We start from the raw sequence: 25,560 nt of genomic DNA, 5'->3' as shown, positions 1-25,560 counted from the left end.
GATCACTCAGACAGAAGCGGAGCAGGTACATGAAGGCAAATCTGGCTCCTGCCAGCTCCGCAACTTCTGCGGATTGGCAATGCGCTGGTTGCTCTTGGGGTGACGCCGGAGAAGACGCTCACGGACCAGGGCCTCACCGGTGCCAACCGGGCGCGGCCTGGACTCAGGGAAGCGTCGGCCGCCTGCTGGGCCGGGGACACCCTGGTCTGGATGCCCTGATGGACCGCGAACAAGCGGACGCAGTACATGGCATTTCCCCCGCGGCCCGTATTGCTGCCGCAAAGAAAAGCCTGCAGTTCGCCAGAGGTATGGGCTTGACCTCGGCAGCCTGGGATCACACCGATCACCCGGAAGCTGCGCACCGTGGGCTAGCGGCGCCGCGATGCCGAGGTCAAACTGCAGCAGCATCTTCAGGAGGCCCGACCCAAAATCACACCCCAGGATGGTCCGGCCGGGGCGATATCCCCGGGCTGATGCCGGTGGTCCGGGCCGCCAGGCAGGGCCCGCCGGATGCGCGAACCGCTGACATGGCGCACATCCGGCAGCCGGCCCTTGGCCGCCCGACCCCCGCTACCTACACAGCAGCCTCGACGAGCTTCTTCTCGCTTGAACGAGCGCTGCGCTTACCATTGGCAGCCGGTGCGGCGCCGGCTTGGCTTTCCACGAACTCGGCGGCAATGTAGAGACCCTCACGGTTCAGGTGACGCGAGTAGGAGGAATCCAGGTACAGAGTCGGGAACGCATCCACCGAGTTCATCTCCGTGGCCTTAGCAAGAAGTGCCGGATACAGATGTGCCTTCACCGGACCTGCCCCGCCGCCGAAGACATACGCGACCTCTGTGGTGGCACCAACGACGGCCAGAACGCGGCCGAACCGCTCGGCAACTTCCTTGGCAAAGAACCGCATCTCTTCATCCACGAACTGAGCGACCTTGTCGTAGAAGTTACGCTTCAACGGCGACGCTCCGGCCTGCAAGTACTCGGCCAACTGCTTGCGGGAAGTGAAGCCAGGCGAGAAGCTCTGGTCCTCCATCGCCTTCAGCGCGTCAGTAAGAACCGAACCGTAGCCTCGGTTGTGCGTGGTCGAGGCGTCGGCGTTGAACTCTCCGGCGGTGAACACCGGAAAATTGACTGTCCCTTCGCCGATATCAATGCCGACAGTGTTCTGGGCTGCAAGCACGTCACCAGAAGTGATGCCCTCCAGCGACAGACCCCGGCGGCGGACATCGGCGAGCATAGCGTCCATCAATGGCTCACCCTTTGCAGTGATCGCATACTGAGCCGACGCGCCCTCGGGGAGCACCTGTACATCCACGAATTTAAGCTTCACGGTGACGGGAGTCTCGAAGTTATGCACGGTAACCGTATGCGTGCCGCTCATGAACTCGGTTACGTAGCTGGTGCGGTGTGAGACGTACTCGTTGATCGGCAGCGCAAGTGCTACCCGAGCCTCCACACTTAACGTTTCGATAGCCGGCGGCAATCCACCGTGCTGACGCACGTAGTCACGCAGGGCCTTGGCGGCGAAAGCGCCCATGACCAGAACCTTGCTCAGCTCCTGCTGGGCCTTGCTGCGACGGCCGACCACGTCGAACTCATCAAAGGCGCCTTGGGCGCTCAGGGCACGCAGGCCGAAGAGCCTGCGGTGATAATTGCTTACCAGAGGGGAGACGAAGCTGACGTCCAACTCATTATAGAAATTGCCTTCCATCTTCGCTGGAGCTTCACCGTCAGGGGTCGGCAGAGAGTTCGGGCGCGTGATCGTTGACACGCCGCTTGGTAGGTCGATCTCGTCGACGTCGGTTGTACGTGATGCACCGGCGCCGCGGATGATGCCCTTGACGTAGCCGTTGCCAACGTCGATGCCACCGGTGAGATTGATCGAAATGGTCATGAATGTGATCCCTTCGTGGAAGTGTTTGGTGTGGTTACTCGGTTGCCATACAAGAGAAAGTGCTGGGAGTTGTCACGGGAGTTAGCGCAGCATCGAGAAAATGTCGTTGACTTCAAGCTGTCCGACAGAAGGCTGCTCCGGTTCGGGAGTAGTCGAGGAGGAAGTGTGGATGTCGTCCTGTTTTGGTGCAGGCTTCTGAACCAGTGTCGAGGCTGCCAGGGCGATGCTCAGGATCTCGGGTTCGGTGTTTGTCTCCTGGTTTAGATCCAGGTCCGGGGACGCAGCAGGTGTTGCCACCTGCTGAACCAACGCAACCGGAGCCGCAGCCGTTTCTGCATTCCACTCTGTCTCTGTTGATTCCTTTTCAGAACCAACAGCACGCCCGCCCATGGGAAGCTGAGCAACTGGTCGGTTGAAGACATCGACGTAGCCCAGGCGCTCGATGCTCTCACGGATCAGCATCCGAACAGACAGCGATGGGTTGTCCTGCAAATTCATCCACACCAATACAGCCTCATCGGCTGCGGGGACGCTCACGCGGAAACGGTGCGGCTGCGGCTTCACAGTTGTTACAGCAGAAGTTTTTACCGTTTTCACAGCAGCGGCCTTCGCCTTGGGTGCTGCCACCTTGCTCTGAAGATTGGCCATGGACCCCTCCCCCTCTCTCTGATTAACAAAAGTTCATGATGAGACTCAGGCTGAACCCCTCGCTCGCGTAGCTCTCAACCCACATAAAACCCGCCTGCGGTCAGTTCTGGGTCAGGAACAACCCAACCTTAGCCCGCAATTTATCGGAAACTTTGGAGCAACTTACGCACCACTACAACTATTCCCTGCGCCTCGGCGCAGCGGTTTCTTTTTTGTTGGTATCTGCCCGTACAACTAATGTTGTCCACATGAGCGCAGAACGAAAAGCCAGCCGCCACGCCCAAGAATTCCGTTGGCACCAGGTCAACCTCCAGTTACCCGCGACCGAAGCTGCTCTTCGTGACCTCAAGACCCTCAGCGAGGCGGTTGACCAGCTCCTCATCGAAGCTGTCATTCGGGCCCACGACGAAGGAATGAGCTCGGCAAGCATCGCCGAGGCGCTCGGATTCACCAAACACGTCGCGGCGGAGCGACCCTCCCCCGAAATCCTGATCCCTTCACCAGCACGACCTTCTGGTCGCCGTGGCATTCATTTTGAGCCAATGACCTAATTAAGAAATAAGCCCCCAAGTCATCCGCGTGGGGCCTATTTTTTCAGCCAGAGGGCAGGCTGTAGTAGCCTGCCTGGGCGGGTGCCCATTGGCCTTCTGTTGAGACTTCGTTCATCTGACTTCCTCCGTCGGACAGGCTGTCCGACACGGCGGACAGGTCGACAGGCTGCGCCGAAGCGAAGGCGAGAGTGTTCAACCCGGCAATGTGGATGTGCTCGCCGCACCCCGAGCGTCGGACTGGGCGACAGGCTGAGTCCGGCCGACGTCGAGGGTGTCCGACACAGCTGACATTTTCCCAAGACGAGTGCAGAGATGTCCGTAGTCGGGCGCACAGACCATTTTCGTCAACAGTGGACAGCACGGAATTTCCGAAGGCGTCCGCACACTCCCGTCGTTCCGTGTCCTGAAAAACCTTGATTTCCTGCGGGTTCAGGGAGAACCGGTTGTTATTACCGGGCGCACGGCGTCTTCCATTTTGGATGATGGTGGGAAGCCGTTTTAGGAGCGTTACGTGGTCGTGTTAACGCCAGTCCAAAATAGGGCCAGGAACGCCAACTGAAAATAGGGCCACCGACCACTATGGAAGGTGACCAATTTGGATGATTGGGCGGAGATACGCCACCTCTCGACAGGCAAGCCCTCGAAGCGGGAGATCGGCAGAATCGTGAGGGTTTCCCGCGGAACGGTGGACCGGGCGCTGGAATCGGACCGGGCGCCGAAGTATCAGCGGGCGGCCGGAGCATCGAGTTTTTGATGCGTTTGCTACCCGGACGAGCTGATCATCCTTGACCGGGAAGGAATGCGGGAGCTGCCGCCGGTGGGCCCGGAAGCGGTGTTCCGCAACGCGGAGGCGGACGGCACAGCGGCGATGAAAAACCTTCAGGACCCCGTCCCACGCAGTGGCCTGGCAGGAGGCCCGCCGCGGAAAGTCATCTCGGCCCCCGCCTACGACATAACGGGGCAAAGCAGCGGTCGGAGTTCGTCATCGGACCTGCGGGAAGTGGCCTGGCGCCTACCGACAGGTTCGTTCCAGACGGTCCCATACATCCAGCGAAGCCGGTAGCGCCAACTAATCAGCCACAAGTGGATGCAGGACCAGAACAACGCCATATACCGCTGCGATTCACACATTCCTGAGACATCAGATCCGCAGTAAGAACGGCAAACAGCCAGCGCCTAGACGCTGGCAGCCGCCCCGGACACGCGCACGGCGACCTGCCCGCTCCCCTGCGCCAGTTGCGAGGCTGCGGCTTCGTCAGCCACCACCGTCACGTGCGGGTGCAGCTGCAGGACCGACCCCGGGCAGTCAGCAGTGACGGGCCCGTTGAGGGCGGCGGCCAGGATGCCGGCCTTGTCCGTGCCGTTGACCACCAGCAGGAGATGGCGGGCTTCCAGGATGGTGCCCAGTCCCTGTGTGATACAGCGGAGCGGCACTTCTTCCGGGGTGCTGAAGTAGCGGGCGTTCGCCTCGCGGGTGCGTTCCGTGAGGACTTCCACGCGGGTCCGGGAGTCCAGGGCGGAGCCTGGTTCGTTGAAGGCCAAGTGGCCGTTGTGGCCGATGCCGAGGATCTGCACGTCGATGCCGCCAACGCCGGCAATGGCGGCGTCGTAGTCAGCGGCGGCAGCCTCGGGGTCTGCGGCGCTTCCGTCCGGCACCGCTACGTTGACGGGATCCAGGTGCAGCCGTTCAGTCACTTCGCGGCGGACAACTTCGGCGTAGCTTTCGGAGTGTCCGGCGGGCAGGCCCACGTACTCGTCGAGGGCGAAGGCCCGGACGGAAGACATGTCGAGCCGGTGGTTGGCGAGCGCCGCGTAGATGGGCAGCGGCGATCCGCCCGTGGCCACGCCCAGGACGGCGTCGGGCTTGCTGCGGATAACGGCAGCGAGGATCCCGGCGGCGACGGAACCGGTAGCTGAGGCGGTAGGCACAACGAAAATTTCCACGGCAAAGGCACTCTCTACGAAAAGGGCAGGGCTAAATCCGCCCGGGCGCAGGCGGCGAAGGAAAGGCGGAGGGAAACAGGCTAGGCGGCCGCGACATCCTTGAGTTTCAGGCGGATGCCGTCAAAGTGGCGCTGCAGGCGTTCGGACGCAAGAGCCTTGTCCTTGTTGGCCACGGCCTCGAAGATGTCCCAGTGGTCCTGCGTCTGCTGCTCGAGGTTGACCGGGCCGGTACCGATGGCCAGGTGGATCTTGCGGTAAACCTGCCAGAAGACATCCATGAGGTTGATCAGCAGCTCATTGTTCAGGGGGGCGTACAGGCGGCGGTGGAATTCGGCGTCGTGCTCATGCATCGGCTCCCCCTTCTTGGCCGCGTCCTCCATGGCTTCCATGGTGGAGCGCAGGTCAGCCACGTGCTCGTCGGTGAGCAGGTCAATGGCCGGTCCGATTAGCCCGGATTCGAGGGCCTGGCGCACGTCGATGAGCTCCATGGCTTCCTCGCCCTTGTGGCGGAGGGACAGCCGGCCGCGGAACGTCAGGCCGGACACCAGGGCGCTGAAGTTGTTGGGTGCTACGAACATGCCAAAGCCATGCCGGATCTCGATGACGCCCAGAGCCTGCAGTACTTTCAGGGACTCGCGGACGGTGTTGCGGCCCACCCCGAGCTCGGCGGAGAGCTCACTTTCGGTGGGCAGCGCGTCACCGACGTCCAGGCCGCGGTCCAGAATAAGGTCCATGATCCGCGTCTGCAGGGCATGCGAACGGAGCTGCGCACTGAAACGGGCGGGCGATACTTCTTGCGATGCGATGGCCACGTGGGTCTCCTCCTTGCCGCGCTTAGGGGTCGCGACTTGTCCTACATCTCAAGAGTACAGGAGATGGGACGTCCAATGTCTAGATATTGGGAACGTATTTTTGAGAAGTTCCAACCCTGAGGGACCGAATCTAACCCAGGAGCGCCGAATCTAACCCAAAAGGGACCGAACAAGCTCGCGGCACGCCCGGTAACCGGGCGTTTTGGGGTCGATCAGGGCGTAATGGTCCCCGGGGACCCTGACCAGCCGGGTCTCCATGTTCGCCGTGGTTCCAGCGTTCGCATAGGACTCGGACTGGCCCAAGGGAACGGTGGTGTCCTCGGATCCATGGACTGCGATGACCGGCACGGCCAGCGGAAGGGCGGTCATGGGGTCGGCGTACCTGTAGCGGTGCGGATATTTCGACGACGACCCGCCCAGGAGGTTGCTCACCGCACCATTGCTGAGGTTTAGCCTCTCCGCCTCGGCCAGGTTGAGCAGGCCGGACTGGCTGACCACCCCGGTGAGGTGCACCGCGGAGGCATCTGAGGTACGGGGCACCTGGCGGTCAGCATCCGGCATTCCCAGCTGGGCAAGCTTCCCCCTACCGGCAGCCCAGGCGGCCAGATGCCCGCCGGCTGAATGGCCCAGCGCCACCACCGGACCCAGGTTCAGGGCATGCTTGGCCGCGAGGTCCCCCAGCTTGTCGATACCGGCCAGCACGTCAATGAACGTGTTTGGCCAGCCGCCGCCGTTTCCGGCCCGGCGGTATTCAAGGTTCCAGGCGGCCATGCCATGGGCGGCCAAGTCCTTGGCGATGGGCTCCCCCAGCTCTGCGCCGTACTGCGAGCGCCAGTAGCCGCCATGGATCACCACCACCACGCCGCGGTGCTCGCCGCCGGCCGGCAGCTCCGGCAGGAAGAGCTCGCCCCATTGGCTGGCATCCTCGCCGTACTGGTACTTGTGCCGCTTCACTGCATCCCCCTTGGCACCGCCACCGGCGGTACCGTCCCGCTCGGCGCCGGGCGAACACGCGGCGCCGAGAATTCCAACGGCCGCCGCGGCCGCCGCACCAACCAGCGTGCGAAAGACAAACGTCCGACGCCGCAGATCAGCCATGTGCAGAGCCTACAGCGTGGTGCCTCCCGGCAAAGTCGCCGAGCAGGAAACCGTACATTTGTGCCCGTAAATTCCATCCTCGGGATGACCTGGAGGGACTACCGGGACGCAACAGCCGCCGTCGCGCGTTTCCTGCGGGCGCTCCGTGGAGCTCCCGGCTGCTAATACTTCGCCGGGACCACAGGCGGCCGCCCTGGAAGGGCGTAGTGTCAGTAGTAGGAGATTTCGGGGTGGCATGTAGGTCCGGGGTTGAATATACGGGCCGCGCGCGAAGAGAGCGCTCAGCCGCCAGCCGGGTCGTGTGACCCCGGCGATGCTTGGAATTGAGGCCGCATGGCCGAGAATGATGCTCTGCCAACGGCGGAGCAATTGCAGGACCTACTCCTTGAAAGTCCGGGCTTCACCGAATTCCTCTTGGGACTGACAGCGATTTCCGCGTCCTTGCTGGGCGGGGAGACGCCCCTGCTATGTGCCATCACAGTGGAACGGGAGACCGGGCCCGTGACGGTAGCCAGCAGCACGGAAACGGCCCGGAGCCTGGACGAACGCCAGTACGCATTCGACGACGGTCCCTGCCTTACTGCGCTGCGGGAGCAGCGCACAGTCCTCATCCGTGATCTTCAGGCGGACGAGAGTTGGGCCTGGTATGCCGGGGCGGTCGCAGACGAAGGCATCCGGACAATCCTGGCCGTCCCCATCCCCACCGACAACGGTTCCCGCTCCGCCCTTAACTGCTACTCAACCCAGCTGAATACGTTTGCCCCGGACACGGTGACCGCCATTGAGGAGCACGCTGCATCGCTTTCCCGGATCCTGCGGCTGGCAATCCGCGTGCACCCTTCGGACCCCTACCCGGATCATTTGAGGTCGGCGCTGCGGTCCCGGGCCGTTGTGGACTCGGCCGTGGCCCTGATCATGGTGCAGAACCGCTGCAGCCATGAAGCCGCCGTCAAGCTCCTGCACCTTGCCTCCCGCAGCAGCAACCGCCGGCTGCATGACATCGCCGGGGACATCCTGCACCATGCGTCAGATATCCCCGTCATCACCGGAGGCGGGGAGAAATGATGGACGACGGCGGACTGGGCACCCCCCAGCCTGCCTTCGGCGCGGACCAGCGCAAGTTAGCAGCCGCCCAGTTCCGGAGCGGTAACATCAGCCTCCCGGCGCTATGGACCTACTATTACGGGATCGGCGGAAACGTCGATCAGCTCGGGGTGGACGCCTACCTGCACGAGCTCATGGAATTGGCCCCGCTGCAGATGGATCTCATCCAAACCGCCATCAAGGAGATCACGGCGGACGGACCGGGAAGTGCACATGTCCCAGGACTTTGATATCCGAGAACCCCAATCCGGCAAAGATGGACGTGCCGACGCCGGCCTGCACGACTTTGTGCTCCACCTGCAGGACCTCGTCCTGGCAAGCTCCGACGTCCGTGAATTCCTGACGGACACCGCCGCGATTCTTGGGACGCAACTGTCACAGCCCGGGAACCATTTGTCCTGCGGGATCACGGTAGTCCGGCAGAAGCGCCCGGTCGCTGTGGCCAGCAGTGACGCGCGTGCGCGGAACCTGGACGAACTGCAAAACAGCATCGGCCATGGACCCTGCCTGACAGCCCTTCGGACAGAGTCGATGGTCCACGTCCCGGATCTGGACGCCGATGTCCGTTGGCCGAAATACAACCAGGCTGCCCGCCAAATGGGCATCGGCTCCATCCTGGCAGTACCAATGCCTCTGCAGGCTCCTGCGCAGGCGGTGATTAACCTCTACTCCCCCAACACGGATGGCTTCCCGCAGTACGGGATTGATGCGGCCATCGGCCTGACGGGCATCGCCGCCAAGGCGCTGGACCTTGCCCTGAACATCGCACAGTTGCGCGACGCGCGTGACGACCTCGCCGCCGCCCTGAAATCCCGAACGGTCATTGACACAGCCATTGGGGCCATCATGGCGCAGAACCGTTGCAACCGCGATGCGGCATTCCAGATATTGGTCAAGGCGTCCAGTTACCGCAATATCAAACTAAAGGAGGTGGCCGCCATGATCATTTCCGGAATTGGCGGCGAACGGGAATTCCCCACCACCTACGATGAATAGCCAAACAGCCTGAATCCGTGCAGGTCCGGGTACGCAGCCCACCACACACGTTAGGCTTTACCTGAAGCGCTGAACGGTCACAAACAGGCTCATCCGGCCCGCCGGAGGCCGGTCACGCAGAATGGCCGGAGGCAAAAACATGACCAAGAAGTATCCCCTGGATGAACTATCCACTGCCCTGGGCAGGATCATGGGGCTGCTCCTCACGGAAGAAAAAGTGGACCACGCCGTCCAGCATCTCTCCCGCGCCGTCAGGGATTCCATCCCGGGGACTGTTGGGGCAGGTGTCTCAATCCTTGATCCCCATGCCCGCCCTGTTAGTTCCGGTTTTACCGGCAGTGTGGTGGAACGCGCCGACGCCCTTCAGTATGAGCTGGTCCAGGGGCCCTGCCTGACAGCCTGGGCCACCCAGGAGAGCATCCTCATCCATGACGTTGCAGCTGAAGCCCGCTGGCCAAACTGGAGCGCCGCCGTCGTTGACTTCCCAATCCGCTCAGTGATCAGCACCCCGCTGATCGCCGACGGGCAGGCCATAGGTGCGATGAAGATTTACGCCGCCACCCCCGGCGCTTTTGAGGATGCCACCGCTGCCCTCATGGAGCTTTTTGCCTCCCCCGCGGCAACCCTTCTGTCCCATATCCAGACTGCCGAAACTCCGGAACGCATCAGTGCGGGCCTTCAATCGGCACTCTTCAGCAGGGACCTTATCAATCGGGCCTGCGGAATCCTCATGGAGCGCCACACCATCGCCGAGGACGCTGCCCTGCAGCAGTTGATGCGGCAGGCCCGCGCGACGCGCAGCACGCTTAAGGAAGTCAGCACCATTGTCTTGGCAGGCGTGGCCTCCCACCCGCGTAGAGGCAGTAGTGATGGGCTTCGATAGCAGCGAACCGGAGCAACGCCGCAGGCTCCAGGCAGCATTGACAGCAGCACAAGTCAGCACGGGTGACCTGTGGCTCTACTACTTCGGCATCGGCGGATCTGTGGGCGAGTATGAAGTGGAGGCCTACCTGCAGGGACTTCTTTCCCTGCCCGAACTGCAGCGGGACCTCCTGGCCATGGCGGCAAATGAACTGTTCAATGACCACGCCGGCCCCCGCGCGCCCTATGCGGACGAGCTTGGGTCTGAAGATCCACCACGGTCCGAAGAGCCCTAGCGGGCCAGACGCTCTCTCACTTAATGCGGTCTTTAGCCCAACGCTCTCTCACTTTCTTGAGGCAAGTGAGAGAGCGTTGGTGATTTTCCTGCGTTAAGTGAGAGAGCGTTTGATGGTGCCGGGTGCGTTGCCGCCCAGCCGTGCGGTGACTTTGTCCGCCGCTGCCCTGCAGGATTCGCCGAGGCTCTGCAGGCGCTCCTTGGAGACCCGGAACCGCGGGGCCGGAATGAGGACTGCTGCCACAACGTCGCCGCGGTGATCGTAGACGGGGGCGGCGACGCCGACTTCATCCAAGGAGGACTCGCCGTAGTTGATTGCCCACCCGCGGCGGGAGTCGTCCTTAAGGCGGAGCAGATAGTCCTCAAGGGAGGCCTCGTCCAGCCCGGGGTAGGTAATGGCTCCGCTGCGCAGGAGGGCACGCACCTTCTCCTCCGGTTGGATTCCAAGGAACACCTGGACCGAGGAACTCAACGCGTCGCTGTACCGGGCCCCCAGCGGTGCAGTGTGCTTGATCTGGTGGCGGCTGGCAATCTGCTCCACGCAGATCGACTCGTTGCCCTCCCACATCATCAGGGCACTGGTTTCGCCGGTCAGTTCCGTGAGTTCGCGCAGGACGGGATAGGCGACGCGCCGCTCCTCCAGTTCGGCCAGCAGCGGACCGGCGACGGCGATCAGGCCCAGTCCGAGGCGGAAACGGCGTGTGTCCGCATCGCGTTCCACGAGGTTTTCCTGTTCGAAGGTTGCCAGGATCCTTGACACGGTGCTCTTGTGCAGGCCCACCCGGTTGGCGATCTCCGTCACGCCAAGCAGCGGCTCGTCGGCCGTGAATGATCGAAGGACGGCGATGGCGTTGACGATGACTGAGGCGCCCTTGGTATCGCCCTTGCCGTTGGTGTCGCTGCCGTTGGTGTCAATGGAATCAGGTGTGGTCATGATGCTCACTATCATTGCGCATAGTCAGCGGAAAGCGGCGCCGTGTCAGACACGGCGCCACTCCCCGGGGCGGTGGTTGAGCCTGTCAGGGTTTCGGCAGGCTCAACAACCGGGGTCAGGCTCAACCACCGGGGTTAGGCTCCGATGATGTTGTACTCGGGGCCGAACGGGAACTTGGTGATGTTCTCGGCGCCCTCTTTGCCCACCACCAGGATGTCGTGCTCGCGGTAGCCGCCGGCGCCCGGCTGGCCATCCAGGACGGTAATCATGGGTTCCATGGAGACCACCATGCCCGGTTCCAGAACGGTGTCGATGTCCTCGCGGAGCTCCAGCCCGGCTTCGCGGCCGTAGTAGTGGCTGAGGACACCGAAGGAGTGTCCGTAGCCGAACGTCCGGTTGGCGAGGAGCCCGTGGCCCACGTAGATCTCGTTGAGCTCCGCGGCGATGTCCTTGCACACGGCGCCGGGCTTGATCAGCTCAAGTCCGCGCTTGTGGACCTCCACGTTAATGTTCCACAGTTCCAGCGAGCGGGCATCGGGTTCGCCGTAGAACAGCGTCCGCTCCAGTGCCGTGTAGTACCCGCTGGTCATCGGGAAACAGTTCAGGGACAGGATGTCGTGTTCCTGGACCTTGCGGGTTGTGGCCCAGTTGTGGGCGCCGTCAGTGTTGATGCCGGACTGGAACCAGACCCACGTGTCCCGGATTTCGGAGTTGGGGAACGTCCTGGCGATCTCGTGGACCATCGCCTCGGTGCCAATCAGGGCGACCTCGTACTCCGTGATGCCGGCCGTGATGGCGTTGCGGATGGCCTCGCCGCCGAGGTCGCCGATCCGGGCACCATGCTTGATGACCTCGATTTCCTCCGCTGACTTGATCATGCGCTGGCGCATCGCTGCCTGCGCCACGTCCACGAGCGTTGCGCCGGAGAACGCTGCCTGGATCTTGTTGCGGTTATCCAGCGGCAGCGAGTCGTCCTCGACGCCGAGGCGGCGCGGGCTGATGCCTCGGGTCCGCAGGACCTCCTGGATGGCGAAGATGTAGTTGTCCCGGCGCCAGTCCGTGTAGACCAGGTTGTCGCCGTAGCTGCGGCGCCAGGGCATGCCGGCGTCGATGTTGGCGGTGACGGTGACGGTGTCATCCTTGGTGACCACCATGCCGTAGGAGCGGCCGAACGTGGTGAACAGGAAGTCGGAGTAGTACTTGATGGAGTGGTAGCTGGTGAGGACAACGGCGTCCAGTTCCTTCTCTGCCATGATCCGGCGAAGACCGGCAATGCGCCGCTCGAATTCGGCATCGGAGAAGGTCAGGGAGACCTTCTGGCCGTTGTTGAGGACCTTCAGTCGCTCCAGTTCGGCGACGGACGTGGCGTTTTCAGATGCTGTGGTGGTCATTGTGGTGATGCCTTTCTTTGGTGCGGTTTGCTTGAGGGGAGAAGCGGTTGGAAGGGGTTGGCTATTCGTGGCGCAGCGGTTCTTTGCAGGTTTCCCTGGACAGTGAAACGGCGATCAGCGAGATGACAGCCGCGGCGACGAGATACCAGGCCGGGGCCAGATCGCTTGCGGTGGCCGCGATCAGGAGCGTGGCCATGAACGGGGCGGTACCGCCGAACAGGGCGTTTGAGAGGTTGAAGCTGACCGCGAAGCCGCTGTAGCGGACCCGGGTGGGGAACATTTCGGCCAGGAAGCTGGGAAGTGTTCCGTCATTGAGGGTGAGCATCGCTCCCAGCAGGATCTGCACGAGGACGATGACCAGGAAATTCCCGGTTCCGAGCAGCGCGAAGGCGGGCACGGTCAGCACAATGAAGGCGATGGATGCACTGATCAGCACCTTCTTGCGTCCGTAACGGTCCGAAAGCATGCCGGTCAGGAAGATAAAGCCGATGTACGTGACCAGCGCGATGGTGGTCGCAAGGAACGATTCGGTTTCGCCAAGGCCCAGTTCCGAGGACAAATAGGTGGGCATGTAGCTGAGGATCACGTAGAACCCGACGGCGTTGAGCAGCACGGCGCCGACGGCCTGCAGCAGCTGCCGCCAGTGGTTCCGGAACAGGCTGGACACGGGTGCCTTGATTGCCTCGTCCTCCGCTGCCAGCTCGCGGAACACCGGGGTGTCTTCGAGCTTGGTCCGGATGTAGCGGCCGATCAGTCCCATCGGGGCTGCGAGCAGGAACGGCAGGCGCCAACCCCAGCTTTGCATGGCATCGGAACTCAGGAGGACTGTCAACAGGCCTGCGATCAGGGAGCCGAGGAGCAGGCCGGCCGCGGTACTGGCGGGAACAACCGCGGCGTATAGGCCGCGCTTGTTGGCCGGAGCGTACTCGACCAGGAAGGCCGACGCCCCAGCGTATTCACCAGAGGCGGAGAAGCCCTGCGCTACCCGGATGACCAGAAGCAGGATGGGAGCCCAGATGCCGATCGTGGCATAGCCCGGAATGAGGGCTATACAGAAGGTTGCTCCCGACATGATCAAGATCGAGAGGGACAGCGCTGTCCGCCGGCCTACCCTGTCACCGATGTGGCCCCAGACGAACCCGCCGAGCGGACGCACCAGGAATGAAATCGCAAACAGGGCGAAGGTCAGCAGAAGCCCGGTCTGGGGATCTGATTCAGGGAAAAAGACTGTGGCAATCGTGACGGCAAGATAGCCGTAAACGGCGTAATCGAACCATTCAACGAAGTTGCCGATGAAGCTGGCCGCAATGACTCTGCGGCGCGTTTCTTTGCTGACCACGTTGTCAGCGGGTTCAAAATTCTGGCCGCTCGTGGTGCTGCGGCCGGCCCGGTGGCCGTCATGTACATCATGCGGTTGCGGTCCAGGGCCTCCCGCACGAGCGGGAGAGGAAGTTTCGTTACTCATGTATCCACCAAGTTTGTTTGGGGTTGCAATCAGCGCAACGCTGTTGCAACAGACTAGGCGTGATGAGCAACACAGTCAATGGTTATTTTGTGGCTCGGGACATGGATCCCCGCGAGGACAGCACCTGGCTTCCCGGCGGCGCGCGGCAGGAGAGAACATCGCGGTCAGTTGCATAGGATGAAATCATGTTGCGATAGTGGCGTGAGTCCAACACCCCAACTCGGACAGCAGACGAACGCAGCACAAGAGCGTTCTATTGACACGCTCCGTGACGGCTGACATATTTTCGAGTACGCGCTATGTGCACCGAGTTGTGTAATACGCAATAACTCCAGTTCCGGCAACCAGCGGTTGAGGGCCTGGAGCTGCGGCGTGAGAACCTTTTGAACCCGACGGGTCGGCCGGATTGCCCGGAGCGCCGTCGCCCAGGAGTCCCTGGACTCAGGAAAGGAACACCAGCTAATGGTTCACAGAGTCAAGGCGGTCATCGCCAAGGAAAAGAATGCCCCGGTATCGGTGGAGACCATCCTGGTGCCGGACCCCGGTCCGGGGGAGGCGCTGGTGGACATCCTCACGTGCGGGGTCTGCCACACGGACCTGCATTACAAGCAGGGCGGCATCACCGATGATTTCCCCATCCTGCTGGGCCATGAGGCCACCGGTGTGGTCAGCGCCGTGGGCCCGGACGTCACGAACGTCGCCCCGGGCGACCGCGTGATCCTGAACTGGCGTGCTGTCTGCGGGGAATGCCGCGCCTGCGCCAAGGGCCAGCCGCAGTACTGCTTCAACACGCACAACGCCTCGCAGAAGATGACGCTTGAGGACGGCACGGAGCTTTCGCCCGCGCTGGGCATCGGCGCCTTCGCGGAGAAGACCCTGGTCGCCGCCGGGCAGTGCACCAAGATTGACGACGACGTCGATCCCGCCGCCGTCGGGCTGCTCGGCTGCGGCGTGATGGCCGGAATCGGCGCGGCGATCAACACCGGCGAGGTCAAGCGCGGCGAATCGGTGGCGGTGATCGGCTGCGGCGGGGTAGGCATCGCCGCGATCGCCGGCGCCAGGCTGGCCGGGGCCACCACGATCATCGCCGTGGACATCGACGCGAACAAGGTGGCCATGGCCAAATCCCTGGGCGCAACGCACGGCGTGGATTCCAGCACCGAAGACCCCGTCGAGGCCATCCGGGCCCTCACGAACGGCAACGGAGCGGACGTGGTGATTGACGCCGTCGGACGTCCCGAGACGTACAAGCAGGCGTTCTACGCCCGCGACCTCGCCGGCCGGGTGGTGCTGGTGGGCGTTCCGACGCCGGACATGTTGCTCGAGCTGCCCCTGCTGGACGTCTTTGGCCGGGGCGGGTCGCTGAAGTCCTCCTGGTATGGGGACTGCCTGCCCTCCCGTGATTTCCCGATGCTGGTGGCGCACTACAAGCAGGGCAACCTGGACCTGGATGCCTTCGTCACCGAGCGCATCACCATCGACCAGGTGGAGGAGGCCTTCGCCAAGATGCACGAGGGCAAGGTCCTGCGCTCGGTCGTCGAAGTACAGTCCCTGAAGGAGCTCTCATGACAGTCACCATCGAAAACCTGGTCACCTCGGGCACTTTTGCGCTCGACGGCGGCACATGGGACGTGGACAACAACGTCTGGATCGTGGGCAACGACGACGAATGCGTGATCATCGACTGCCCGCACGACGCCGCCGCGATCATCAGCCAGGTCCGCGGCCGGAAGGTCCTGGCCATCCTGCTGACCCACGCGCACAACGACCACATCGGCGCCGCGCGGGAGGTCGCAGGCGCTGTCGGCGCCCCGATCGTCCTGAACCCGGAGGACCTGGTCCTCTGGAAGCAGGTCTACCCGGATTCGGAACCGGACCGGCACCACGCGCACGGCGACGTTTTCGAGGTTGGCGGCGCAACGCTGCGAGCAATCCACACCCCCGGCCACTCCCCCGGCTCCACCTGCTTCTACTTCGAAAGCGAGGGTACGGTCTTCACCGGGGACACGCTTTTCAACGGCGGGCCAGGCGCCACTGGAAGGTCCTACAGCCACTACCCCACCATCCTGGCCTCCATCCGGGAACGGCTCCTGACACTGCCTCCCGAGACCGTGGTCCGCACCGGCCACGGCGACGACACCACCATCGGGGCCGAGCGGGAAACCCTGGCACCGCTGGCGGACTCGGTGGAATTTGCTGAGTCGGTGCAGAGCGCCAGCGGCTGAACCGGAGCCGCCGGCGCAGGCCACTTTCTCAAACTGGCTATATTTTTCCAGTCCAGTTCGCCGCTACGGTGGGTGGCATGCACATACCCCTGATCCAGATCGACGCCTTCGCCACCAAGCCCTTCGAGGGGAATCCAGCAGCCGTAATGCCTTTGGAGGGCTGGCTGGTTGACAGTGTCCTCCAACAGTTGGCCGAGGAGAACAACCTCTCCGAGACGGCCTTCATCGTGGCGGATATCCCCGCCGAGGCCCCTGCCTTCGACCTGTCACAGCCGGCCTACCACCTCCGCTGGTTCACGCCCGCCATTGAAGTAGACCTCTGCGGGCACGCGACGCTGGCCACGGCGTCGTACCTCTTCACCGACGTCCACCCGGACGCCAAGCGGCTGCAGTTCTGGAGCCGCAGCGGCTGGCTTTTTGTGGAACGCGACGGCGACGGCTACATCCTGGACTTCCCGTCCGAGATGCCCGAACCGGTGGCCGTGGACCCCTTCGTATCAGAAGCCCTCGGGGTCCCGGCTCTCGAGGCTTTCCTGGCAACCGACCTCATCCATGTCGTCAGGGATGCCGAGACCGTGCGCAACCTGAGCCCCGACTTCGGGGCGCTTGCGAAGCTGCCCGTGCGGGGCGTCGTCGTCACCGCGGCGGGTGACGGGACCGGCCACGACTTCGTCTCACGGTTCTTTGGTGCCCGGGCCGGCATCGATGAGGACCCGGTGACCGGTTCGGCGCACTCCCAGCTGGCACCGCTCTGGGCCGGCAGGCTGGGCAGCACGGTCCTGTCCGCCCGCCAGCTCTCGGCCCGGGGCGGGACCGTGCTCTGCCGTGTGGAAGGGGAGCGCACGCTGCTGTCCGGCACGTGCGTGCGGTACCTGGAAGGTACTGTGTCCCTGGCTGTTGGAGGTCTTGCTGGCTAGGTTTGTTCCGCGCGCCGGTGGGGCCTGTCCAGACCCCTCCCGGCAGGTGGCCTCCGGCCTTCCTCCCGGGAGGCCACGGTAACGGATGTCACTTGTTCGAGTCGCGGGTGCAGTTCGTCACCGGCGTCCACTACGCCGGTCTGCCACCACAGCTTCAGCCCCTCCGGAACAACCTCCAGGCCGGCCAGGTTGTTGTTGAACCAGGGTCCCTCGACGCGTTTCCAGCGGAACGGCGGGTCCGGCACCCGCGCCGAGCGGGCCACCAAGGCACCTACCGGAGAAGCCAGGCCATAAGCCATGACGGCCCCGAAATATCTCATCAGCCGGGGAAGAGGGTTACGGATCGGGGAACAGACGGCCTGGATGATCCGGCTGCCCGATGACCGCACCACTTCCGCCACGTAGGAGAAGTGCACGTCCCCGGACAGGAAGGTGACAGTGTCCGGGGACGTGCCGCGTTTGCCATCGGCCACCTCGGCTGCCATCAAAGCGACCTGCCGGAAGCTTTTTTGGAAGGCGGCCCAGTGTTCCAGGTCAACCGCCTGGCGCAGCTTCTCGCCGGCCCGGGCAGGACGCTTGCCCCACGCACCTTCGGACAAGGCCTCATTCCACGACTCGACGTGGTGCAGGCCCATCGGCAGCAGGAAAGGAAGTGACGTTGCCACGAGCAGATGGCGGAATCCGCCGCGCATGCGTCCGTCAAGCCACGCCATTTCGTCGTCGTCAAGCAAGGCGCGTGCTTCCGGGTCCAGATTCCTGGCGGCGCGGGAGTCCACCACGATCAGCCTGGTATCCCCGAAATCCCGGCAGAAGCTCCACCGGTAGGATTCCGGGTCCCGGTCCGCGCGTTCCGCGAAACTGTCGAGTTCGGCGCTGACGTCGGGTTCGGCTTCGCTCCGGTGCCCGGCGATCAGCTGCCAGACAGCATCGTCATGCCGCTCCTGCGGGGACAGGTTACCAAGATGCTGGTACACCCAGTAGGAGGCCAGCCCCGAGACAATACGTCCGTGCCACCACGAGGTGGCTTCCATCTTCTGCTTCCAGCTAAGCGAGGCGTTCCAGTCGTCGCGGATGTCGTGATCGTCGAAGATCATGACGCTGGGCAGGGTGGACAGCAGCCACCTGTTTGCCGGGTCGGACCAGGCGAGGTTGTAGAGGTGGGCGTATTCCTCGTAATCCTTGAGCTCCTCGCCTGGCGGGGCCTCGATGTCTCGGCGGGCGCGGATGAACTCCTGCATCTGCTCGCTGGTCAGGTCGGCGTACACCTGGTCCCCGAGGAAGGCCACGAGGTCCGGCCACGGCAGGTCAGCGTCGGACGCCATCGCCAACGCGTAGGCGCGGAGCGAATCGACGCCGTGGGTCCGATTTCCGGTCGCGTCGTGCGGGACGCTGGTCCGGCAGGAGCCGTAGGCCAGGCGCAGCGGCTTGCCGGGCTTCAGCGTCGCGATCACCGGCGGCGGAAACCCGGAATCCGGAACGGGCCAGACCTGCTCGTCATTGATGTCCAGAGTGTAGGGCAGCACTGATCCCGGCTCCATCCCGTCCGCCTCCACCAGGGCATAGTGGTGGCCGTGCACGGCAAAGGTTCGGGCCTCCCAGCTGCGGTCACCGGCCCGGACGGAGACGCGGGAATCGCCCCGGGTCTCCACCCAGATGCTGGCAGAAGTCTCGTCCACGTACCGCATCATGGGGCCCAACACCAGGGGCGACGTCGTCATGACTCAGTTGTACCCGTTCCGGCGCGCGGCAACCATACGAGCACCCGGGAACCAAGGAAACAACTCCCAAGGCACTGCTGCCTAGGCCCGGACCTGAAACCCACTCCGCTTGTCGAAAAGCCGTCGCCTGTCGTTTCCGGCTGCGGCAATCCAGAGTACGGAGTCGTCTGCTGAGGCCTGGTCAACAACACCCGTCACAATGTATTCGTCCATGCACCAGACCTCGACTGTACGGCCCGTGAGGCGTGCCCAGTCTGTGCGCCACCCACGTGCGCCGGCAGCCTTTTCTAATTGATTTCCAGTCATGGCCGCCCCTTTTTACCAACCGCGCTCGGCGAGGCGGTGGGGCTGCGGGATCTCGTCGACGTTGATGCCCACCATGGCTTCGCCGAGGCCGCGCGAGACCTGGGCGATGACGTCCGGGTCGTCATAATAGGCAGTAGCCCTGACGACGGCGGCGGCACGCTGGGCCGGGTTTCCGGACTTGAAGATGCCGGAGCCGACGAACACGCCGTCTGCGCCAAGCTGCATCATCATGGCGGCGTCGGCCGGGGTGGCGATGCCGCCGGCGGTGAACAGCACCACGGGAAGCTTGCCGGTGGTTGCGATTTCCTTGACCAGTTCGTACGGGGCCTGCAGTTCCTTGGCCGCAACGTACAGCTCGTCCTCGGGCAGGGCGGCAAGCTTGGCGATCTCGGCGCGGATCTGGCGCATGTGCCCGGTCGCGTTGGAGACATCTCCCGTGCCGGCTTCACCCTTGGACCGGATCATCGCCGCGCCCTCGTGGATGCGGCGCAGCGCCTCACCAAGGTTGGTGGCGCCACAGACGAAGGGAACGGTGAAGTTCCACTTGTCGATGTGGTGGACGTAGTCGGCCGGGGTCAGGACCTCGGACTCGTCGATATAGTCCACGCCGAGGGACTGCAGGACCTGGGCCTCCACGAAGTGGCCGATCCGGGCCTTGGCCATCACCGGGACGGACACGGCTGCGATGATCTTGTCGATCATGTCCGGATCCGACATGCGGGACACGCCGCCCTGGGCACGGATATCGGCCGGAACGCGTTCGAGCGCCATCACTGCAACGGCACCGGCATCTTCGGCGATGCGGGCCTGTTCAACGTTGACGACGTCCATGATGACGCCGCCAATGAGCATCTCAGCCATGCCGCGCTTGACGCGGCTGCTGCCCGTAACAGCGATGTGTTCGTAGGGGAGTCGTTTTAGGGTCACTTCATGCTCCAAGGGGACGAGGCGCCTGCGAAGCCAGGCATTCGAGTTAAGGGACTGGCCCGGGTGTATGTGCACACCCGGGGCTACACGTACTTCACCGAGTCAGCATTCGATGACGTTTACCGCGAGGCCACCCCGGGACGTCTCCTTGTATTTGCTCTTCATGTCGGCGCCGGTTTCCCTCATGGTCTTGATCGCTTTGTCCAGGGATACTTTGTGGCTGCCGTCCCCGTGGAGGGACAGTCGCGCCGCGTTGATGGCTTTGACGCTGGCGATGGCGTTGCGTTCGATGCAGGGAATCTGCACCAGGCCGCCCACGGGGTCGCAGGTCAGGCCGAGGTTGTGTTCGATCCCCACTTCGGCGGCGTTCTCCACCTGCTCGGGCGTTCCGCCGAGGACCTCGCACAGGCCCGCGGCCGCCATGGAGCAGGCCGAGCCCACTTCGCCCTGGCACCCAACCTCCGCACCGGAGATGGAGGCGTTTATCTTGAACAGAATTCCGACGGCGGCCGCAGCCAGCAGGAAGCGGACCACACCGTCGTCGTTGGCGCCGGGTACGAACTTCACGTAGTAGTGCAGCACCGCGGGGACGATGCCGGCCGCGCCGTTCGTAGGTGCGGTGACGATCCGGCCGCCAGCGGCATTTTCCTCGTTGACGGCCAGAGCGAACAGGTTCACCCACTCCATCGCCCGGAGCGGGTCAGTCACTCCGGTGTCCGCCGTCAGGGTCTGGAATAACGACGGCGCCCGGCGCCTGACGTTAAGGCCGCCTGGAAGAATCCCTTCCGCGGCGCAGCCGTTGTCCACGCATTCGCGCATGACTGCCCAGAGTGCCAGCAGTTTTTCCCGGAGTTCCGCTTCGCTGCGCCATGTGAGTTCGTTGGCCAGCATAACGTCGGAGATGGACATGCCCTCGCGCTTGCAGATCGCCAGGAGTTCGTCGGCGGTGGTGAAGGGGTACGGGAGGACGGTGGAGTCCGCCACCACCCTGTCTTCGGCGCCGGCATCGCCGTCCACTACAAAGCCGCCGCCGATCGAGTAGAAACTCCGTTCGCTCAGCACCGCCCCGGCATGGTCCAGGGCGCGGAAGGTCATGCCGTTGGGGTGGGTCGGGAGGGACTTGCGCCGGTGCAGCACCACATCCTCGTCCCAGTTGAAGTCCACGCGGTGGTGGCCACCGACAAGGAGTTCGGCGTCGAGGGCCGCGGCAGCCACCTGGTCGTCCGCCGTGGCGGTGTCCACGGTTTCCGGGTCCAGTCCTTTGAAGCCCAGGACCACGGCCTTGTCCGAGCCGTGGCCCCGCCCGGTGGCACCGAGCGAACCGAACAGCTCAGCCTGGACGCGCCTGGTGGCGCTCAGGTGGCCGTCGCCCTTGAGTCCGTCGGCGAAGAGCTTCGCCGCCCGCATCGGGCCCACCGTGTGCGACGACGAGGGCCCGATACCAACGGAGAAGAGGTCCAAGACGCTGAGTGCCATTTAGGGGACCTCTGGCGAGGCATACTCGCGCATTGCATCGAGGAGCCACCGGCCCAGGAAGTCCGCGAAGGAGGCGCGGGGGAAAAGCCGGAAGCTTTCCTCCCCGGTCTTCTGCAGGACCACCGGGATGTTGCCCACCTCGGTGTTCAGGGCGGTTCCCGGGGTGAAGCTGCGCGGGTGCAGGTCAAGGGCGCAGCCTTTTTCCAGGACGGCCCGGGCGCGGGGGCCGGACAGTTCAAAGGTGGTGCGGTTGGCGGACAGGTCCACCACCTGGCCGGGGGCGTCGCCCAACGCTTCGGTGAGGGAACCGATGAGGTCGCCGCCCAGGGAGTCGTGGGCCTCTTCAGGTGCAACCACCAGGAACTCCGCCGGTCCCAGCCAGAGGACGCTGACGCCGTCAGCGCCGTCCACGTCGCCGCAGCGTGCCGGCAGGCCGCCGGTGGCCGCAGCGATCCGTGCACCCTCTTCAGACCTGGGGTCCACGCGGATCCCGGCCATGGTCTGGAAGGGGCCCTCGGCCAGGACAACCTTGCCCTGGACGGAGCCTGCCACCAGTGCCGGGGCCAGGTGGGAGGCGGGGCTCCGGCGGATGTCCCGGAGTCCGTTGATGCCTTCGAGTGCTGCTGAATTAACCATCTTTGCGGGTCCCTTCGGGGTCAAAAAGTACGGTTTCTGCGACAACAACATCAACCAGCTGGTCGCCGGCTGCGGCCAGTAGGGTCTCGCCGATGCGGTTGCGGCCATTCTTGATCAGTGCCAGCCCAAACGAGCGGCTCAGGGCGGCGCTGTGGTAGCTCGACGTCACGAATCCCTGCATGGGGACCGGGCCGTAGGCGGGGCTGGTGCTGATGCCCTTTTCCACGAGCTGGGTGCCTTCCGGCAGCCGGATGGTGCCGTCCACGGGCAGGACGCTGACCAGGTGCTTGCGGTCCTCGCGCCGGGCATCGGCCCGGGCGTAGGAGCGCTTGCCGATGAAGTCCTTGGCCTTGGACACCACCCATTCCATGCCCGCATCCTGCGGGGTGACGGTGCCGTCGGTGTCCTGCCCGACGATCGGGTAGCCCTTTTCGGCGCGGAGAACGTGCATGGTTTCGGTGCCGTAGGGGGTGATGTTGAATTCGGCGCCTGCCGCGGCCACGGCTTCCCAGGTGTTCAGCCCGTACCAGGACGGCACGTTGATCTCGTAGGCCAGTTCGCCGGAGAAGGAGATCCGGCAGACCCGCGCCTGCACGCCGGAGGCGAGGGTGGTTTCTCGGAACGTCATGAACGGGAAGGCTTCCGCCTCCAGCCCGCCGTCCGCGGCGAGGTCCGGCGCCAGTTTGGCAATCACGGCCCGGGATTTAGGCCCGACGACGGCAATGGTGCTCCACTGTTCGGTCACCGACGTGCAGTGCACGTCGAGCTCGGGCCATTCGGTCTGCAGCCATTCCTCCAGCCAGTCCAGCACCTTCGCGGCGCCGCCGGTGGTGGTGGTCATGAAGAACCGGTCCTCATCCAGGCGCAGGGTCACGCCGTCGTCGAAGATCATGCCGTCCGCCATGCACATCACGCCGTAGCGGGCCGAACCCGGGGCGAGCTTCTTGAACGCGTTGGTGTAGATCCGGTTGAGGAACTCACCGGCATCCTTGCCGCGGATTTCGATCTTGCCGAGGGTGGTGGCGTCCATGAACCCGACCGAGTCGCGGACTGCAGCGCATTCGCGCAGCACGGCCTCGTCCATGTCCTCGCTGCCCTGCGGGTAGTACCAGGGGCGCTTCCACTGCCCCACGTCCTCGAACAGGGCGCCCTGGGCCACGTGCCACGGGTTGATCGACGTGACGCGGGCGGGGTCGAACAGCTCGCCGCGCTGGCGTCCGGCCAGTGCTGCGAATGCCACCGGAGTGAACGGTGCGCGGTACGTAGTGGTGCCGATGTCGCCGATGCCGCGGGACGCTTCGCCGGCGCTCCGGAGCGCGGCGGCGATGACGCCGATCGCGTTGACGCCGGAGGTCTTGCCCTGGTCGTTGGCGGTGCTGATGGAGGTGTACCGCTTGATGTGCTCCACAGACCGCATGCCGGCACCGGTGGACCGCAGCACGTCAGCCACTGACTGGTCCCGCTGGAAGTCCACGAAGTGGTGGTGCCAGTCATCCGGAGTACCGGTCTGTCCCGGGACCAGCCACAGCTGGCGGGTCGGACCTGAAGCTTTCGGTTCGCCGAGCACTGACGGTTTGGTTTCCGACGCGAATCCAGCGGCGATGGCCGCGGCGGCGCCGGCGGAAATGCCCTCGGCAAGGACATCGGCAAGTTCGAAGCTGCCGCGGCCCGAGCCGATGGTCTGCTGGTTCGGAACTACGGTGCTTGGCACGAAAGCTGCCAGGTCATCGTCCCAGCGCAGCTTGCCCTGCCGCTGGGAGTGGAGGTGCACCAGCGGGCTCCAGCCGCCGGAGACTGCCAGTAGATCGCAGGCGATCTCTTCGACGCCGGAGGTGAGCTCGCCGTCGTCGTTGATGCTGCGGACGGTGACTGCGAACAGCCGGCCGTCATCGCCGGCTGCCGTGTTGGCAACGGCACTGCCGATCAGGACCCGGGTGCCGGATTCGACAGCGGCTGCTGCCACCTGGGTGAGGGCGGGGCGGGCGTCGACCACGGCCGCCACCTTGACGCCGGCGGCCCGCAGGTCCGCGGCGAGGGCGTAGGCGCTGTCGTTGGTAGTGCTGATGACGACGCGCTGGCCAGCGGCGACGGCGTAACGGTTGAGGTAGCTGCGGACGGCGGAGGCCAGCATGATGCCGGGGCGGTCGTTGTTCTCGAAGACCAGGGGACGCTCGTGGGCGCCGGGGGCCAGAACCACCTGATTAGCACGCACGTGCCAAATCCGCTGCCGGGAGACGCCGGGCGCTGCCGGGCTGGACAGGTGGTCGGTGCGGTTCTGGACCGCAATGACGTAGTTGGCGTCGTAGGCGCCGAAGGCCGTGGTGCGGTTCAGGACCGTGCTTTCGGCCCCGGAAACCAGTTCGGCTTCCACGTCCGCCACCCACTCCAGGGCCGGCTTGCCTTCGATGGCCTCGGCCAGGCCGGGGGCCGTGGACCCGGAAAGAAGGGAGCCGCCCAGTTCGGGCTGGTCGTCCATCAGGATCACGCGGGCGCCGGTGCGGACCGCTTCACGGGCCGCGGCCAGGCCGGCAGGGCCACCGCCGATGATCAGGACGTCGGTGTGGACGTACTTCTTGTCGTACTCGGCACGGTCATCTTCCGGGTCCAGTTTGCCCAGGCCGTTCAGCATGCTGGCTGCGAGGCCGTCCACCAGGGTGACGGTGGTGGCGGGAAGCATGGACTCTGCCACGTGGCCCGGGAACCGGGCTTCAACGCGAACCAGTGCGTTGGATTCCTCAACGCCGGCGGACATGATGCCGCGTGCGCGGTCCTCGTACAGCGAGTTTCCGGCGGCGATCCGGCCGTTGGCGAGCAGGGCCGAGGCGAGTGTGTCGCCGGGGTGGCCGGTGAATTCCTCGCCGTCCACGGTGAATCGCCAGGAGATGGTGCGGTCGATGCGTCCGCCGGCGGCGAGGCGGGCATTCTGGGAAGTCACTTGGTTGCTCCTTCCGGGGCGGTGGTGCTGGCAGATGAGGTGCTGGCGGCGATGCTTGTCGTGGCGGTGCTCGGCGCAGCGGTGCCGGTGGTGGTGCTGTCAGCGGCGAGGCTGGCCGTGCCGGACTCACGTGCCGGGGCGGCTGCGTCAGGCCGGGGCGCGCCCATGGGGTAGATCGCCTGGATCTCGTAGCTGACCGTGTCGCGGAGCATGTTGAACCACTGGCGGCAGCCGGTGCTGTGGAGCCAGCGTTCGGCAAAGGCGCCCTTGGTGTTGTCCCGGTAGAACAGGAACTCGGCCCATTCGCGGTCGTTCAGTTCGTTCGGGTTTTCCGGATAGGCCACGTGGGCCTGGCCGCCGTAGTGGAACTCGGTCTCGTCGCGGGAGCCGCAGTTGGGGCATGAAATGAGGAGCATGTCCGGACTCT

The 25,560-nt window shown here is 64.3% G+C and carries 24 protein-coding genes; 9 read left to right on the top strand and 15 right to left on the bottom strand.

The features are described from left to right. Nucleotides 1–574 precede the first annotated feature (574 nt). Together NIBR502772_RS03250 and NIBR502772_RS03245 are read right to left on the bottom strand one after the other, a co-directional pair. Nucleotides 575–1,894, bottom strand: a complete 1,320-nt coding sequence (locus NIBR502772_RS03250) for a ParM/StbA family protein (RefSeq protein WP_141139056.1) — start codon at nt 1,892–1,894, stop codon at nt 575–577. An 81-nt stretch (nt 1,895–1,975) separates the two neighbouring features. After that, nucleotides 1,976–2,542, bottom strand: a complete 567-nt coding sequence (locus NIBR502772_RS03245) for a hypothetical protein (protein WP_141139055.1) — start codon at nt 2,540–2,542, stop codon at nt 1,976–1,978. Between the two features lie 248 nt (nt 2,543–2,790). On the opposite strand from NIBR502772_RS03245, the gene NIBR502772_RS03240 reads away from it, so the two are divergent. Beyond that, nucleotides 2,791–3,093, top strand: a complete 303-nt coding sequence (locus tag NIBR502772_RS03240) for a hypothetical protein (protein WP_141139054.1) — start codon at nt 2,791–2,793, stop codon at nt 3,091–3,093. Nucleotides 3,094–4,269: 1,176 nt separating this feature from the next. Here the strand turns inward: NIBR502772_RS03240 and NIBR502772_RS03235 are convergent. The 3 genes from NIBR502772_RS03235 to NIBR502772_RS03225 all read right to left on the bottom strand — a co-directional run bounded on the left by NIBR502772_RS03235 (nt 4,270) and on the right by NIBR502772_RS03225 (nt 6,803). Then, nucleotides 4,270–5,037 carry a glucosamine-6-phosphate deaminase gene (locus NIBR502772_RS03235; protein WP_141139053.1) on the bottom strand — a complete coding sequence of 256 codons (768 nt, stop codon included), beginning with the start codon at nt 5,035–5,037 and terminating at the stop codon, nt 4,270–4,272. A gap of 80 nt (nt 5,038–5,117) precedes the next feature. Beyond that, a complete protein-coding gene (locus tag NIBR502772_RS03230) occupies nt 5,118–5,843 on the bottom strand; it encodes a FadR/GntR family transcriptional regulator (RefSeq protein WP_371706857.1) in 726 nt (241 codons plus the stop codon). Between the two features lie 156 nt (nt 5,844–5,999). Beyond that, nucleotides 6,000–6,803, bottom strand: coding sequence for an alpha/beta hydrolase (locus NIBR502772_RS03225; protein WP_141141908.1), 804 nt, complete (start codon nt 6,801–6,803; stop codon nt 6,000–6,002). 477 nt (nt 6,804–7,280) lie between these two features. On the opposite strand from NIBR502772_RS03225, the gene NIBR502772_RS03220 reads away from it, so the two are divergent. The 5 genes from NIBR502772_RS03220 (at nt 7,281) to NIBR502772_RS03200 (ending at nt 10,204) form a co-directional block, all read left to right on the top strand. Next, nucleotides 7,281–8,012: a GAF and ANTAR domain-containing protein gene (locus NIBR502772_RS03220; protein WP_141139052.1), complete on the top strand. Its 732-nt coding sequence runs from the start codon at nt 7,281–7,283 to the stop codon at nt 8,010–8,012. Continuing rightward, nucleotides 8,009–8,281 (top strand): hypothetical protein, encoded by a 273-nt coding sequence (locus NIBR502772_RS03215; RefSeq protein WP_141139051.1) that lies wholly within the window; start codon nt 8,009–8,011, stop codon nt 8,279–8,281. Before NIBR502772_RS03220 ends, NIBR502772_RS03215 begins: the two co-directional genes overlap by 4 nt. Further along, entirely contained in the window at nt 8,265–9,047 is a 783-nt protein-coding gene (locus NIBR502772_RS03210; protein WP_141139050.1) for a GAF and ANTAR domain-containing protein, read from the top strand. The genes NIBR502772_RS03215 and NIBR502772_RS03210 overlap by 17 nt, the downstream gene beginning before the upstream one ends. A 139-nt stretch (nt 9,048–9,186) precedes the next feature. Beyond that, nucleotides 9,187–9,930, top strand: coding sequence for a GAF and ANTAR domain-containing protein (locus NIBR502772_RS03205; RefSeq protein WP_141139049.1), 744 nt, complete (start codon nt 9,187–9,189; stop codon nt 9,928–9,930). Beyond that, the gene (locus tag NIBR502772_RS03200) at nt 9,917–10,204 is read left to right on the top strand and encodes a hypothetical protein (RefSeq protein ID WP_056347570.1); all 288 of its coding nucleotides are present in this window, start codon (nt 9,917–9,919) and stop codon (nt 10,202–10,204) included. Before NIBR502772_RS03205 ends, NIBR502772_RS03200 begins: the two co-directional genes overlap by 14 nt. Nucleotides 10,205–10,297: 93 nt before the next feature. On the opposite strand, the gene NIBR502772_RS03195 is transcribed toward NIBR502772_RS03200, so the two are convergent. From NIBR502772_RS03195 to NIBR502772_RS03185, 3 genes are all read right to left on the bottom strand, one after another. Then, the gene (locus NIBR502772_RS03195) at nt 10,298–11,137 is read right to left on the bottom strand and encodes an IclR family transcriptional regulator (RefSeq protein ID WP_141139048.1); all 840 of its coding nucleotides are present in this window, start codon (nt 11,135–11,137) and stop codon (nt 10,298–10,300) included. 134 nt (nt 11,138–11,271) lie between these two features. Then, nucleotides 11,272–12,528, bottom strand: a complete 1,257-nt coding sequence (locus NIBR502772_RS03190) for an aminopeptidase P family protein (RefSeq protein WP_141139047.1) — start codon at nt 12,526–12,528, stop codon at nt 11,272–11,274. Nucleotides 12,529–12,589: 61 nt separating this feature from the next. Continuing rightward, nucleotides 12,590–13,993 carry an MFS transporter gene (locus tag NIBR502772_RS03185; RefSeq protein ID WP_141139046.1) on the bottom strand — a complete coding sequence of 468 codons (1,404 nt, stop codon included), beginning with the start codon at nt 13,991–13,993 and terminating at the stop codon, nt 12,590–12,592. A 462-nt stretch (nt 13,994–14,455) separates the two neighbouring features. Here NIBR502772_RS03185 and NIBR502772_RS03180 point away from each other — a divergent pair, with 462 nt between their 5' ends. From NIBR502772_RS03180 to NIBR502772_RS03170, 3 genes are all read left to right on the top strand, one after another. Next, the gene (locus NIBR502772_RS03180) at nt 14,456–15,562 is read left to right on the top strand and encodes an S-(hydroxymethyl)mycothiol dehydrogenase (RefSeq protein ID WP_141139045.1); all 1,107 of its coding nucleotides are present in this window, start codon (nt 14,456–14,458) and stop codon (nt 15,560–15,562) included. Beyond that, entirely contained in the window at nt 15,559–16,218 is a 660-nt protein-coding gene (locus NIBR502772_RS03175; protein ID WP_141139044.1) for an MBL fold metallo-hydrolase, read from the top strand. Before NIBR502772_RS03180 ends, NIBR502772_RS03175 begins: the two co-directional genes overlap by 4 nt. A 77-nt stretch (nt 16,219–16,295) precedes the next feature. Beyond that, nucleotides 16,296–17,135 (top strand): PhzF family phenazine biosynthesis protein, encoded by an 840-nt coding sequence (locus NIBR502772_RS03170; protein ID WP_141139043.1) that lies wholly within the window; start codon nt 16,296–16,298, stop codon nt 17,133–17,135. Here the strand turns inward: NIBR502772_RS03170 and NIBR502772_RS03165 are convergent. The 7 genes from NIBR502772_RS03165 to NIBR502772_RS03135 form a co-directional block, all read right to left on the bottom strand. Further along, on the bottom strand, nt 17,132–18,853 hold the full coding sequence (locus tag NIBR502772_RS03165; protein ID WP_141139042.1) for an alkaline phosphatase D family protein: 1,722 nt from the start codon (nt 18,851–18,853) through the stop codon (nt 17,132–17,134). The two genes, NIBR502772_RS03170 and NIBR502772_RS03165, sit on opposite strands and share 4 nt — an antisense overlap. A gap of 81 nt (nt 18,854–18,934) precedes the next feature. Further along, nucleotides 18,935–19,066: a hypothetical protein gene (locus tag NIBR502772_RS22920; RefSeq protein WP_256370770.1), complete on the bottom strand. Its 132-nt coding sequence runs from the start codon at nt 19,064–19,066 to the stop codon at nt 18,935–18,937. A 105-nt stretch (nt 19,067–19,171) separates the two neighbouring features. Further along, nucleotides 19,172–20,020 (bottom strand): pyridoxal 5'-phosphate synthase lyase subunit PdxS, encoded by an 849-nt coding sequence (gene pdxS, locus NIBR502772_RS03155; RefSeq protein WP_305775673.1) that lies wholly within the window; start codon nt 20,018–20,020, stop codon nt 19,172–19,174. Between the two features lie 168 nt (nt 20,021–20,188). After that, nucleotides 20,189–21,562 carry an L-serine ammonia-lyase gene (locus NIBR502772_RS03150; protein WP_141139039.1) on the bottom strand — a complete coding sequence of 458 codons (1,374 nt, stop codon included), beginning with the start codon at nt 21,560–21,562 and terminating at the stop codon, nt 20,189–20,191. Continuing rightward, nucleotides 21,563–22,198: a sarcosine oxidase subunit gamma gene (locus NIBR502772_RS03145; protein ID WP_141139038.1), complete on the bottom strand. Its 636-nt coding sequence runs from the start codon at nt 22,196–22,198 to the stop codon at nt 21,563–21,565. After that, nucleotides 22,191–25,133, bottom strand: a complete 2,943-nt coding sequence (locus NIBR502772_RS03140) for a 2Fe-2S iron-sulfur cluster-binding protein (protein ID WP_141139037.1) — start codon at nt 25,131–25,133, stop codon at nt 22,191–22,193. The genes NIBR502772_RS03145 and NIBR502772_RS03140 overlap by 8 nt, the downstream gene beginning before the upstream one ends. Continuing rightward, on the bottom strand, nt 25,130–25,549 hold the full coding sequence (locus NIBR502772_RS03135) for a sarcosine oxidase subunit delta (RefSeq protein ID WP_141139036.1): 420 nt from the start codon (nt 25,547–25,549) through the stop codon (nt 25,130–25,132). Before NIBR502772_RS03135 ends, NIBR502772_RS03140 begins: the two co-directional genes overlap by 4 nt. Between the last annotated feature and the right edge of the window lie 11 nt (nt 25,550–25,560).

This window comes from Pseudarthrobacter sp. NIBRBAC000502772 (assembly GCF_006517235.1).
In the GTDB taxonomy this organism is placed as follows: domain Bacteria; phylum Actinomycetota; class Actinomycetes; order Actinomycetales; family Micrococcaceae; genus Arthrobacter.
This window is presented reverse-complemented; position numbering and strand designations above follow the sequence as displayed.

What these genes read in the sequence shown, in the direction of transcription:
- NIBR502772_RS03250 (WP_141139056.1), bottom strand. Translation starts at nt 1,894, where the DNA reads ATGACCATTTCGATCAATCTCACCGGTGGCATCGACGTTGGCAACGGC.
- NIBR502772_RS03245 (WP_141139055.1), bottom strand. Translation starts at nt 2,542, where the DNA reads ATGGCCAATCTTCAGAGCAAGGTGGCAGCACCCAAGGCGAAGGCCGCT.
- NIBR502772_RS03240 (WP_141139054.1), top strand. Translation starts at nt 2,791, where the DNA reads ATGAGCGCAGAACGAAAAGCCAGCCGCCACGCCCAAGAATTCCGTTGG.
- NIBR502772_RS03220 (WP_141139052.1), top strand. Translation starts at nt 7,281, where the DNA reads ATGGCCGAGAATGATGCTCTGCCAACGGCGGAGCAATTGCAGGACCTA.
- NIBR502772_RS03215 (WP_141139051.1), top strand. Translation starts at nt 8,009, where the DNA reads ATGATGGACGACGGCGGACTGGGCACCCCCCAGCCTGCCTTCGGCGCG.
- NIBR502772_RS03210 (WP_141139050.1), top strand. Translation starts at nt 8,265, where the DNA reads ATGTCCCAGGACTTTGATATCCGAGAACCCCAATCCGGCAAAGATGGA.
- NIBR502772_RS03205 (WP_141139049.1), top strand. Translation starts at nt 9,187, where the DNA reads ATGACCAAGAAGTATCCCCTGGATGAACTATCCACTGCCCTGGGCAGG.
- NIBR502772_RS03200 (WP_056347570.1), top strand. Translation starts at nt 9,917, where the DNA reads ATGGGCTTCGATAGCAGCGAACCGGAGCAACGCCGCAGGCTCCAGGCA.
- NIBR502772_RS03195 (WP_141139048.1), bottom strand. Translation starts at nt 11,137, where the DNA reads ATGACCACACCTGATTCCATTGACACCAACGGCAGCGACACCAACGGC.
- NIBR502772_RS03190 (WP_141139047.1), bottom strand. Translation starts at nt 12,528, where the DNA reads ATGACCACCACAGCATCTGAAAACGCCACGTCCGTCGCCGAACTGGAG.
- NIBR502772_RS03185 (WP_141139046.1), bottom strand. Translation starts at nt 13,993, where the DNA reads ATGAGTAACGAAACTTCCTCTCCCGCTCGTGCGGGAGGCCCTGGACCG.
- NIBR502772_RS03180 (WP_141139045.1), top strand. Translation starts at nt 14,456, where the DNA reads ATGGTTCACAGAGTCAAGGCGGTCATCGCCAAGGAAAAGAATGCCCCG.
- NIBR502772_RS03175 (WP_141139044.1), top strand. Translation starts at nt 15,559, where the DNA reads ATGACAGTCACCATCGAAAACCTGGTCACCTCGGGCACTTTTGCGCTC.
- NIBR502772_RS03170 (WP_141139043.1), top strand. Translation starts at nt 16,296, where the DNA reads ATGCACATACCCCTGATCCAGATCGACGCCTTCGCCACCAAGCCCTTC.
- NIBR502772_RS03165 (WP_141139042.1), bottom strand. Translation starts at nt 18,853, where the DNA reads ATGACGACGTCGCCCCTGGTGTTGGGCCCCATGATGCGGTACGTGGAC.
- NIBR502772_RS22920 (WP_256370770.1), bottom strand. Translation starts at nt 19,066, where the DNA reads ATGGACGAATACATTGTGACGGGTGTTGTTGACCAGGCCTCAGCAGAC.
- pdxS (WP_305775673.1), bottom strand. Translation starts at nt 20,020, where the DNA reads ATGGCTGAGATGCTCATTGGCGGCGTCATCATGGACGTCGTCAACGTT.
- NIBR502772_RS03150 (WP_141139039.1), bottom strand. Translation starts at nt 21,562, where the DNA reads ATGGCACTCAGCGTCTTGGACCTCTTCTCCGTTGGTATCGGGCCCTCG.
- NIBR502772_RS03145 (WP_141139038.1), bottom strand. Translation starts at nt 22,198, where the DNA reads ATGGTTAATTCAGCAGCACTCGAAGGCATCAACGGACTCCGGGACATC.
- NIBR502772_RS03135 (WP_141139036.1), bottom strand. Translation starts at nt 25,549, where the DNA reads ATGCTCCTCATTTCATGCCCCAACTGCGGCTCCCGCGACGAGACCGAG.